Annotated in this window: 10 protein-coding genes; 7 read left to right on the forward strand and 3 right to left on the reverse strand. The window is 76.5% G+C overall.

Annotation, left to right across the window (positions count from 1 at the left end; all coding sequences use genetic code 11):
* The first annotated feature begins 5 nt into the window (after positions 1–5).
* Positions 6–596 carry a TetR/AcrR family transcriptional regulator gene (locus tag EBN88_RS24710; RefSeq protein ID WP_122399280.1) on the forward strand — a complete coding sequence of 197 codons (591 nt, stop codon included), beginning with the start codon at positions 6–8 and terminating at the stop codon, positions 594–596.
* A gap of 120 nt (positions 597–716) precedes the next feature.
* Positions 717–1,016, forward strand: coding sequence for a hypothetical protein (locus EBN88_RS24715; RefSeq protein ID WP_122399272.1), 300 nt, complete (start codon positions 717–719; stop codon positions 1,014–1,016).
* 1 nt (position 1,017) lies between these two features.
* On the opposite strand, the gene EBN88_RS24720 is transcribed toward EBN88_RS24715, so the two are convergent.
* Positions 1,018–1,542, reverse strand: a complete 525-nt coding sequence (locus tag EBN88_RS24720) for a DinB family protein (protein ID WP_122399273.1) — start codon at positions 1,540–1,542, stop codon at positions 1,018–1,020.
* A 111-nt stretch (positions 1,543–1,653) separates the two neighbouring features.
* Here EBN88_RS24720 and EBN88_RS24725 point away from each other — a divergent pair, with 111 nt between their 5' ends.
* From EBN88_RS24725 to EBN88_RS24735, 3 genes are all read left to right on the forward strand, one after another.
* Positions 1,654–3,498: a gamma-glutamyltransferase family protein gene (locus EBN88_RS24725; RefSeq protein WP_122399274.1), complete on the forward strand. Its 1,845-nt coding sequence runs from the start codon at positions 1,654–1,656 to the stop codon at positions 3,496–3,498.
* Positions 3,499–3,618: 120 nt separating this feature from the next.
* Complete coding sequence (locus EBN88_RS24730; protein WP_147472831.1) at positions 3,619–5,136, forward strand: hypothetical protein; 1,518 nt, start codon at positions 3,619–3,621, stop codon at positions 5,134–5,136.
* A gap of 70 nt (positions 5,137–5,206) precedes the next feature.
* On the forward strand, positions 5,207–6,076 hold the full coding sequence (locus EBN88_RS24735) for an inositol monophosphatase family protein (protein WP_233580919.1): 870 nt from the start codon (positions 5,207–5,209) through the stop codon (positions 6,074–6,076).
* A gap of 73 nt (positions 6,077–6,149) precedes the next feature.
* On the opposite strand, the gene EBN88_RS24740 is transcribed toward EBN88_RS24735, so the two are convergent.
* The gene (locus EBN88_RS24740; protein WP_122399277.1) at positions 6,150–6,761 is read right to left on the reverse strand and encodes a GNAT family N-acetyltransferase; all 612 of its coding nucleotides are present in this window, start codon (positions 6,759–6,761) and stop codon (positions 6,150–6,152) included.
* Positions 6,762–6,914: 153 nt separating this feature from the next.
* On the opposite strand from EBN88_RS24740, the gene EBN88_RS24745 reads away from it, so the two are divergent.
* Together EBN88_RS24745 and EBN88_RS24750 are read left to right on the forward strand one after the other, a co-directional pair.
* Positions 6,915–8,330: a phytoene desaturase family protein gene (locus EBN88_RS24745; RefSeq protein WP_407703459.1), complete on the forward strand. Its 1,416-nt coding sequence runs from the start codon at positions 6,915–6,917 to the stop codon at positions 8,328–8,330.
* A 147-nt stretch (positions 8,331–8,477) separates the two neighbouring features.
* Positions 8,478–9,641: a glycerate kinase gene (locus EBN88_RS24750; RefSeq protein WP_122399279.1), complete on the forward strand. Its 1,164-nt coding sequence runs from the start codon at positions 8,478–8,480 to the stop codon at positions 9,639–9,641.
* A gap of 98 nt (positions 9,642–9,739) precedes the next feature.
* Here the strand turns inward: EBN88_RS24750 and EBN88_RS30815 are convergent.
* A partial coding sequence (locus EBN88_RS30815) for a hypothetical protein (protein ID WP_158621515.1) occupies positions 9,740–11,070 on the reverse strand: 1,331 nt, incomplete at its 5' end.

Here is an 11,070-nt window from a genome sequence, read left to right on the forward strand (position 1 = left end):
GGGCCGTGCGCCCGGGCGGGCGCACGGCGCGGGTGCGCGCGGCCGTGTTGCGCGCCACCGGCGACGCGTTGGTGGAGCACGGCTTCGACCGGCTCGACCTGGGCGAGATCGCCCGTCGGGCCGAGGTCGGCCGCACCACCGTCTACCGCCGGTGGGGGAATCCGACCGGCCTCGTCGTCGACCTCCTCGCCGAGATGGCCGAGACCTCGCTGCCCCGCACCGACACCGGCTCGCTGCTGGAGGACCTGAGGGCCAACGCGCGGCTGGTGCGCCGGACGTTGACCGACCCGCGCCAGGGCCCGCTGTTCCGCGCGGTCATCGCGGCGGCGGCCTGCGACGAGCGGGCGGCCGAGGCGCTGCGTCGCTTCTACCGGGTGCGGGTCGCGGAGTGGGCCCCCTGCGTGGTGGCGGCCGTCGAACGCGGCGAGGCCCCGGCGGGCACCGACGCCGAGGAGGTGATCCGCGCGGTCTCGGCCCCGCTCTACTACCGGCTGCTGGCCAGCGGCGATCCGCTCGACGAGGCGACGGCCGACCGCGCGGCCGCCGCGGCGGTGGCGGCGGCGCGCGCGGGCGTGTACGGAGGGGAGCCGGGGTAGCGCACGGCGCGCGCCGGCGCGCGTGGAGCGCCGCCAACGCCCGGTCGCCCGCCGCGCGTTGAACGCGCGGCCCCGGGTAGTCATGCGTTGTCAGGAGACGCGCGACGGGGGGAAGGCATCATGGCCAAGCGCTTTGTGACCAAGGACGGTCATCGCGTGGGCGTGGGCGATCGGGTCTGGTCGGCGAACCATCTGCCGTGGGTCATCCGCCGGATCGCCCCCATGAGCGGGATGCCGGCCGGAAGCCCGCTCTGGGCCTTCATGGACCGCGATCCGTCCTTTCCGGCGCAGCCCGATCTCGACGACACCCTGTTCATGGCGGAGGAGGACTTCCCGACCTACCTCTACCGATCGCATCCGTCGGACGGCACCTGCGCGTGGGCCGGGTGTCGGCACCGCCCCTGGGGCGCCGTCCGCTGAGTCAACGCGCCGCCGCGCGGAGCAGGTGGAGCTGACCGATCTCGCTGGCGTTCTTGGTCAGTTCGACGGTGACCCAGGCCAACAGGTGGGCGCGCGTGTACCCGGCGTCGGCCGGCCAGGGGAAGGCGGCCGGGGCGGCGAGGTCGGCCTCGTCGACGCCGTCCAGGACGTTCGCCCAGTCCTCACGCAGCGACCGCAGCCAGGCCACGGTGGGTTCCCCGGGCCCCGGCCATCGGACCTCCTCGCGCGCCAGGGGCGTGCGCCCCAGCGCGTGGTCGCGGGCCGTGCTCCACCACCAGCCGAGATGCCAGCTCAGCCAGCCGATCGTGGGCACCGGAACGGGCTCGGGCTCGGTGTCCGCCCAGTCCGGGCGCCAGCCGCCGTCGGCCGTCGGCCGCATCGTCCAGACCAGGGGGCCCGGCTCCCAGAGGTAGTCGTCGGCCGTGAGCCGCTGGAGGTGGTGGTCGAGGAGCGACCAGGCCACATCGCACTGCCAACGGACCTGCTCCACGGGGGAGGTCGTCATGGCGGTCGACTCTGACACGGACCGGCGGCGGGCGCGAGCGCTCTACGGCGGGCACGAGCCTTCCACGGCGGGACCGGTGGCGCCGTCGCGCCCGGAACGTATGCTCCGCGCATGTTCACCACGCGACCCACGCTCCAGGGCACCTTCGGCATGGTTTCCAGCACCCACTGGCTGGCGTCCCAGTCCGCGATGGCGGTGTTGGAGGACGGCGGCAACGCGTTCGACGCGGCGGTGGCCGCCGGTTTCGTTCTCCAGGTGGTCGAGCCGCACCTCAACGGCCCGGGCGGGGACGTGCCGATCATCCTGGCGCCCGCCGGCGGCCGGGTGCGGGTGCTGTGCGGCCAGGGTCCGGCGCCGCGCCGGGCGACCATCGGGCACTACACGGGGCTCGGGTTCGAACTGGTCCCGGGCACCGGGCCGTTGGCGGCGGTCGTGCCGGGCGCCTTCGACGCCTGGCTGACCCTGCTGCGCGACCACGGCACCCTCGGCCTTGGGCGGGTGCTCGACCACGCGATCGGCTACGCGGAGCGCGGGCACCCGGCGGTGGAACGGATCGGGAGCACGGTGGAGTCGGTGCGGGCGCTGTTCGAACGGGAGTGGACCAGCTCGGCGGCCGTCTATCTGCCCGGCGGACGCGCCCCGGCGCCCGGCGCGTTGCTGCGCAACCCGACGCTGGCGGCGACCTGGCGGCGCCTGCTGCGGGAGAGCGCCGCCGAGGGCCGGTCCAGGGAGGCCGAGATCGACGCGGCCCGACGGATCTGGCGGGAGGGCTTCGTCGCCGAGGCGATCGCGGCCCACGCCGCCCGCCCGGCGATGGACTCCTCGGGGGAGCGGCACGCCGGGGTCCTCGACGGGGACGACCTGGCCGGCTGGACCGCCGACTACGAGGAGCCGGTGCGCTACCGCTGGCGGGACTGGACGCTCTGCAAGGTGGGCCCGTGGTGCCAGGGGCCGGTCCTGCTCCAGCAACTGGCCCTGCTGGACGGCGGAACAGACGCCTCCGCCTATGGCACGCCGGATTATGTGCACTCCCTGATCGAGGGGAGCAAGCTTGCGATGGCCGACCGCGAGGCCTGGTACGGGGACGCGGCGCCGGTCCCCTGGGAGACGCTGCTCTCCCCCGCCTACAACGACGAGCGGCGGCGCCTGGTCGGCGAGCGCGCCTCCCTGGAGCTGCGCCCCGGCGCGCCGGAGGGGCGCGCGCCTCGACTCCCGCGCCTGGTCGAGCGGTTGCTGGCCTCCGGGGTCACCTCGGACGGGATGGCCGGGGCGGGCGAGCCCACCGTGGCGCGTGTCGGCGAACCCCCGACGGGCCCCGAGGGGGAGCCCCGGGTCGGCCCGGGCGGGGAGACCACCGGCGACACCTGCCATGTGGACGTGGTGGACCGCTGGGGGAACATGGTCTCGGCGACGCCGAGCGGCGGCTGGCTCCAGTCCAGCCCGGTGATACCGGAGTTGGGTTTCCCGTTGGGGTCCAGGCTCCAGATGACCTGGCTGGAGGAGGGGCTACCGGCCTCGTTGACGCCGGGGCGGCGGCCGCGCAGCACGCTCAGCCCGACGCTGGCGCTCCGCGACGACGAGCCGGTGTTGGCCTTCGGCACCCCGGGCGGCGACCAACAGGACCAGTGGCAGGCGCACTTCTTCCTGGCGGTCGCGCTGCGCGCGCCGGTGCGCGGCGGCCTCGACCTCCAGGGGGCGATCGACGCGCCGAACTGGCACCAGGACGCGTTCCCCAGCTCGTTCTACCCGCGCGGCGGTCAGCCGGGAAGTGTGACCGTGGAGTCCCGGATCGGGGAGCCGGTGATCGCCGAACTCCGGCGCAGGGGACACCGGGTGACGGTGGCCGGGCCCTGGACGGAGGGGCGGCTGTGCGCGGTGGGCCGCGACCCGGAGTCGGGGGTGGTCGCCGGGGCGGCCAATCCCCGAGGGATGCAAGGTTATGCCGTGGGGCGCTGAGCGCCGGCGCACAAGCCGGAGCGCACTATCAATGCACGCCGGGCAGCGCGCAAGGGCCGAAAACGTTCTGTAGCCCGTTGGAAACAAGCCTCGTAACACGGCTTGGATTCAGTACAGGCCATGCCTGATGTGCGCATGATGGAACGCGAGTGGACCGATCGTCTGGCGGCGTTCACCTCGGAGCTGCGGGCCCTGGCCGAGGCTCTGGACCCCTCGGCCGGCTGGTTCGCCGCCTTCGGCCGGCGGAACGGCGGCGAGTTGACGGCCTGGCTGACGGGCGCGGCGCTGCCGCCCTGGGACGCGGTGGCGGACCTGGTGCAGGACCTGGCGGTACTCAGGGGGAGCGTCGAGGCCGAGCGGGTGGCCGGCCGGCTGCGGTCGCGTTACCACGCCGCCGTGGTGGCCAGGGACGCGCTGCCCGGGGGGCGGGAGGCGCTGACCGCGCTGCTGGCCGAGCTGGACCGGGCGGCGGGCGAACTGGAGGGCAGGCTGCGGATGTTGGCGCACGCCGGGGAGTCCGCGCGCAGGGCGGGCCAGGAGGCGGAGGCGGAACGCCTGAGCACGCTGGCCGAGTGGGCGAGGGACGACCAGGAGCGCGTGCTGAACCGTCGCTCCGAGGCGCACGCCCGGCTCGCGGCCATCGATTCACGCCCCTCTCCCCCGCCGGTCGCGGGGGCGGCCGCGCCGACGGCGGAGGCGACCCCGCGGGTCGCGCCGGTCGCGGCGGTCGCGGCGCCCGAGACCGGCGCGCGACGGAAGGGCGGCGCCTCGCAGAAGGGCAGCGCCTCGCAGAAGGGCAGCGCCTCGCAGAAGGGCAGCGCCTCGCAGAAGGGCAGCGCCTCGCAGAAGGGCAGCGCCTCGCAGAAGGGCGAGCAGGGGGCGCCCGCCGCGCCCGCGCGCCGGCGCGACAAGCCGGCGCGTCGGAGGGGCGGCGCGCGCTTCGCGGGCATCGAGCCCGTCGAGCCGGAGGAGGAAGGCCCGGCGTCGGCGACCACCACGGCGTCCCCGCCACCGGCCACCGTTCTCGCCGCGCCCTCGCCGCCGCCCAGCGGCTCCCGGTTCGCCGGCGCCCTGCGCGACCACCGGCCGACCCTGGCGGAGCGGGTGACCGTCGGGGATCTGGAGGAGGCGGCCAGAACCGCCGGCCGGCTGCGCGAGCTGCGGGCCCATGGCCACAGCGGGGCGGCGCACGGCGTGCTGTCCGAGGTCGTCGGCGGCCCGGCGGTCCGACTGCCGCTGCTGCTGGCCGAGTTGGAGCGGGCCGGGCTCGGCTCCGAGAAGACGACGCTGCTGTGGGAGGCGGCCTCGCTGCCGCCGGGCCCGCTGGCGGCGGCGGCCGAGGCCCTGAGCCTCGCCGGGCGCACCGGCGACTGCGGGCAACTGCTGCGGCAGGGCGCGGCCCGGCCGGCCGCCGAGGTGGGTTCGGTCGCCGTGGAACTGCGCGCCTGCGGCCTGGGCGACGAGGCGGTGACGCTGCTGCGGGCGCTGGTCCAGGCCCGCACGGCGGAGGAGGCGGCGCAGGCGGCCAGCCCGGCACCGGATGTGCTGGTGCCGATCCTGCTGGCGGCGGCGCGCGAGGTATCTCCCCGGCACCACTGGGCCGTCACCAGCGAGCTGCGACGCGCCGGCGTGGCGTGATCCACCGGCCCCGGAACGACTGCCCGGGGGCGGGCCCGGCGGGCGGACGCTCCCGTGGTTCGATGGTCGGGTGGACGGACGGGTGGATGAGAAGCTGCTGGTGGAGCGGGTCACGGAGGCGGTCAGGCGGGTCGCGGCGCGGGAGATCCTGCCGCGCTGGCGGCAGTTGGCGTCCCACGAGGTGAGGCAGAAGACGGGCCCGCACGACCTGGTGACGGTGGCCGACCGGGAGGCCGAACGGCACCTGACCGCCGAGCTGACCGAGCTGCTGCCCGGCTCCGTGGTGGTGGGCGAGGAGGCGGTCCACGAGGACCCGACCCTCTATGCGGCGCTGGGCCGCGAGGCGCCGGTGTGGATCGTGGACCCGGTCGACGGGACCCGCCCGTTCGTGCGCGGCGAGGCCGGCTTCTGCACGCTGGTGGCGCTGGCCCACCGGGGCGAGCTGCTGGGCTCGTGGACCCATGCGCCGGCGACCGGGCGACTGGCCCACGCCTGGCGCGGGGCCGGCGCCTGGCTGGACGGCGAACGGCTGACCGCCGGCTCGCCCGACCCCGGAGCGCCGCTGCGGGTGGCCCACTCGCACCCCGACTACACCTCCCCCGCCCAGAAGCGCGCGCTGGCCGCGCTGTGGACCGACGGGGTGGCGCCGCGCCCCTGTGGGGCGGCCGGCCTGGAGTATCTGGCCATCGCGCGCGGCGAGTTGGACGCGCTCGCCTTCACCTGGGAACTCGCCTGGGACCACGCCGCCGGGCTGCTGCTGGTCGAGGAGGCCGGCGGGGCGCAGGCGACCCGGGACGGGAAGCCGTTCCGGCTGGCCGGTGCCAACGCCATGCCGTTCACGGCGGCCAGGGACCAGCCGACGGCCGACCGGCTGGTGGCGCTCTTCCGCGCGGGGCACGGGGCGGGCCGGGCGGAGCCCGAGGAACCGGCCGTCGGCTGACGCCCGCCGGGCGCGGCCCGTGGGAACGGACCGCACCGGGGCCCGCACCGGACCGCGCCCGGCCCGGTCCTTCTCAGTCGACGGGGGCCAGGGGCTGGCTGAACCGGCGGCAGACATGGACCCGTTGGAAGCGGGCCCTCAACTCCTCCTCCCTCTCCAGGGACGCGTGGCTGAAGACCCCGACGGGGCGCAGCCCGGCGCCCGGCCGTTCCACGGCGCGGGCCGGCTCGCCCTCGTCCGCGTAGGCGTCCGCGAAGACGTGCAGATAGTGGTCGCTCTCGACGAAGCCGGTGGCCCGGTACCAGGCCAGGCTCTCGGGCTGGTCCCTGGTCCAGGCGTCCAGGGTGGTGGCGCCGGCGGCGCGGGCCCTGGCGGCGGCCTCGGCCAGCAGGGCCCGGCCGATGCCGCGCCGCTGGTGGTCGGGGTGGACGGCGATGGTCTCGATGGTGGCCAGCGCTCCGTCCACGGCCAGGTCCAGGCAGCCCACCACCACCCCTCCCGAGCCCCGGCCGCCGTCGTCGTCGATGGCGTCGTCGACGACGACCAGCGAGCAGCCGGGCGCGGCCATCGTCGGCTTGGCGGGCAGCACGTTGTCGTAGTACGGGGTGCCCAGGAAGGACAGCACCCGACACCGCAGCCAGGACGCCTCGTCCTCCGGGCGGTAGTCGCGCGGGAAACAATCCATGGGCACCACGGTCCACGACCCGCGCGGCCCGGCAACTGATTATCCGTCTATGCGAGTTGACCTGGACGCGGAGCGTGGTCGGCGGCGGCGTATCCTCGGGGTGCTGGTCCGCCTGTCGCTCACCGTTGAGGGGAGAGCCGTACGTTGCCTGCGTTGCGTGACGTGGTCGTGGTGGGGGCCGGGCCGAACGGGCTGACGGCCGCCGTGGAGCTGGCGCGGCGCGGCATGTCGGTCGCGCTCTTCGAGGCGAAGGAGACCGTCGGCGGGGGCGCGCGGACCGAGGAGCTGACCCTGCCGGGCTTCCGCCACGACCCGTGCTCCGCCGTCCACCCGATGGGCGCGGGATCGCCCGCCTTCAACGCCATGCCGCTGGCGCGGTACGGGCTGGAATGGGTGCAGCCCGAACTGCCGCTGGCGCACCCCTTTCCCGACGGGACCGCCGCCGTGCTCGCCCGGGCGGTCGGCGAGACGGCCGCGAGCCTGGGCCCGCGCGACGCCGCCGCCTACCGGAAGCTGCTGGCGCCGTATCTGGGCCGGTGGGAGACGCTGGTGGGCGACTTCCTGAAGGTGCCCTGGGACGGGATGCCGCGCGACCCGGTGCTGCTGACCCGGTTCGGGCTGACCGGGATGCGGCCGGTGTCCTGGGTGGCCAGGCGGTTCGCCGACGACCGGGCCAGGGCGCTGCTGACCGGCCTGGCCGCCCATGTGATCGCGCCGACCTCCACCCCGGCGACGGGCGCGGTCGCGCTGGTCTTCGCGCTGGCCGCCCACGAGGTGGGCTGGCCGATCGCGCGCGGCGGCTCGCAGTCCATCGCCGACGCGCTCGCCGGCTATCTGCGCGATCTCGGCGGCGAGATCCACACCGGGGTCGAGGTGCGGCGGCTGGACGAGCTGCCGCCGGCCCGCGCCTATGTCTTCGACACCTCGCCCACCGCGCTGGCCAGGATCGCCGGACTGGGCCGCGCCTACCGGAACTTCCGGTACGGGGCCGCCGCGTTCAAGATCGACTACGCGCTGGACGGGCCGGTGCCCTGGACCGCGCCCGAGGCGCGCCGGGCCGGCTCGGTCCACCTCGGCTCCGGCAGCGCGGAGATCGCCCGCGCCCTGGACGACGCGGCACGGCGGGGGCGCGCACCCGAGGTGCCGTTCCTGGTCACCTCGCAGCCGACGCTCTTCGACCCGAGCCGCGCACCCGAGGGCAAGCACGTCTACTGGGCCTACGGCCATGTGCCCAACGGCTGGGAGGGCGACCTGACCGGGGCCGTCGAGCGGCAGATCGAGCGCTTCGCGCCCGGCTTCCGCGATCTGGTGCTGGCCAGGGCCGTCGCCGGGCCCCCCGAACTGGCCCGGCGGAACGCCAACTACGTGGGCGGGGACATCGCGTGTGGCGCGTTCGCCGGGACGCAGACCATGTTCCGGCCGAGGATCGGGCCGCGCCCCTACAGCACCGCGCACCCGGCGGTCTTCCTCTGCTCCTCGGCGACCTGGCCGGCGCCGGGCGTGCACGGGATGTCGGGGCACAACGCGGCCAAGGCCGTCTGGCGCCGGCTGCGCGCGACCAGGCCCTGAGGGCCCGGACGGGCGGCCGGCGCGGCGGGGCCCGTCGCCCGCCCGGGGCCCAACGGGTGTGACGGGCACGGCACTCGGGGACCGTGGTGGTGGACGACGGCGGCGGATAGGGTCCGTGTTCGACCGCAACGACCACAGGGACCTCAGATGACGCAGAGCGGGCGTGTGCTGATCGCCGCCGACAAGTTCAAGGGCTCGCTGACGGCCGCCGAGGTGGCCGAGCACGTCGCGGCCGGCATCCGCCGGGCGCGCCCGGGCACGTCGGTGGTGTCCCTGCCGGTCGCCGACGGCGGGGACGGCACCGTGGACGCGGTGGTCGCCGGCGGCTTCGACCCGGTGGAGGTGGAGGTCACCGGCCCGCTCGGGCTGCCGGTCGCCGCGCGCTTCGCGCTGCGCGGGGAGACCGCCGTGGTGGAGATGGCGCAGGCCTCCGGGCTGGTCCTGCTCCCGCAGCGGACCTTCGCGCCGATGACGGCGACCACCTATGGCACGGGCGAGTTGATCGCCGCCGCGCTGGACGCGGGCGCCTCCCGGGTGATCCTGGGCGTGGGCGGCTCGGCCACCACCGACGGCGGGGCCGGGATGCTGACGGCGCTGGGCGCCACCCTGCTGGACGAGGACGGCGACCCGCTGCCCTGGGGCGGCGGGCCGCTGCGGGAGTTGGCGAGCGCGGACCTGTCGGGGCTCGATCCCCGGCTGAAGGACACCGAGTTCGTCCTCGCCAGCGATGTCGACAACCCGCTCACCGGCCCCACCGGCGCGGCCAGCGTCTACGGCCCCCAGAAGGGCGCCGACCCGCTGGAGGTCGAGGTCCTGGACGGCGCGCTCGCCCACTTCGCCGAGGTGTTGGAGCGCACCGAGGGCGAACGCGTCGCCGAACTGGCCGAGGCCCCCGGCGCCGGGGCGGCCGGCGGCATCGGCTTCGGCGCGCTGCTGGGCCTGAACGCCACCTTCCGGCCGGGCATCGAGGTGCTGCTGGAGGTGCTGGGCTTCGCCGAGGCGCTGGCCGAGGCCGATCTGGTGATCACCGGCGAGGGCTCGCTGGACGAGCAGACGCTGCGCGGCAAGGCGCCCGCCGGCGTGGCCGCCCGGGCCCGCGCCGCCGGCAGGCGGGTGCTCGCGGTCTGCGGCCGGCTGTCCCTGGACGCCGAGACCCTGGCCGAGGCGGGCATCGAGGCCGCCTACCCGCTGACGGCGCTGGAGCCCAACCCGCGCCGCTCCATCGACAACGCGGGCCCGCTGCTGGAGCGCGTCGCCGCCCGCCTCGCCGAGGAGCACCTCGACGGGGCGTCCGCCAGCGGCGGCGCCTGACGGCCCGACGAGGCCCGGCCGGCGTGCCGGGACGGCCGGCCCACGGCCCCCGGCGCCACCGCTTCCGGTGGCGCCGGGTCGCGCCACGCCGCCACCGCTCAGGTCGCGGCGGATATGTGACACCTCCGGTGGTGCCGCAGCTCGGCCAACGCCGTCGCCGGCACCAGCAGGGCGATGGTGCCCGTCCCGCCGGCCACCAGGAGCAGGGGCGGCCAGGGCCGGCCGACGCGGTCCGCCGCGACGGGCCCGGACAGCCCGTGCGGGTCGACCGAGACCTCCAACCGGTCCCGCACCGTGGCCGCTTCGTGCGGGCCGAGGTACATGGTGCGCAGCGCTCGGCCGGTGGAGACCTCGACCAGGTGGTAGCTGCGGCCGGTGGGCCCGTCGTCGAAGCGCCCGTTCCGCTCGATGGTGGACGAGGTGACCTCGACGAGGGTCCGCTCGCCGAACACCGGATGGTAGGCCAGCGGGCCGGCCACCATGATCGTGCCCCAGGCGAGCACCGCCGCCGCCGAGCCCACGACCGGGCCGAGCCGCAGCACGCGCGAGGCCCGCTCCCCCGCACCGCCGAAGCCCGCGCCGAACGGCAGGAGCGCCACGCCCAGCAGCAGGATCACCAGCCAGGACCCCGCGCCGTCGAAGCGCAGTCGCAGCGCCAGCAGCAGCGTCAGCGCCGCCAGCAGCGCGAGCAGCACCAGGGCGCGGGGCGCGGGCAACCGACTGCCGTCGCGTGGGAGTTCGAGCTGGGCGAAGAGCCCGTCGGCGCGCTCCCTGGCCGCCCTGGCCACGGCCAGCTCGACCCCGGGCTCGGGTACCGGCTCGCCTCGCAGCGCCCGCCGCTGGCGGGCGCCCTCCTCCCGGGCCGCCGCCCTCAGCGCCTCGACCGCGACGGCGAGGCTGTCCACCAGATCGTGGTGGAGCGCCTCGAACCGCTCGCGGAACGCCAGCCACTCCCGCGCCGTGCGCAGCTCGGCGCGGCGGGCCGTGCGGAGCGGACCGGGCGGGACCCGGGCCGCGCGCCGCCGCTCCTCGACCACCTCCCTCAGCTGGGCCGCCGACAGCGGCCCCGCCGCCGCACCGAGCCACCCCAACTCCGCGCAGCGCACCGCGAGCTGACGCGCCAGCTCGGCCACCTCGCGCACCCGCGCGCGCCGAGGCTCGTCCACCCGCTGGGCGAGCGCCTCCATCCGGACGGCCACCTCGCCGGCCTGCGAAGACCAGCGCTGCGCCGGCCCGTTGGCCTCCTCGGGCCCGAAGGGCCAGCGGCGCGGCGGCTCCAGACACAGCACGAGGCCGGCCCAGCCGCAGACCCCGAGCGCCCCGCCCAGCGCCGCCGCCATCCACCAGGTGACGCCCGCCGCGACCAGCGCCCCGGCCGCGCCGGCCGCCAGCAGGAGCAGCAGCGGCCCCGCCAGGGCCAGGGCGTCCC

This window comes from Streptomyces triticirhizae, assembly GCF_003696235.1.
GTDB classification, from domain to species: Bacteria; Actinomycetota; Actinomycetes; order Streptomycetales; family Streptomycetaceae; genus Streptomyces; species Streptomyces triticirhizae.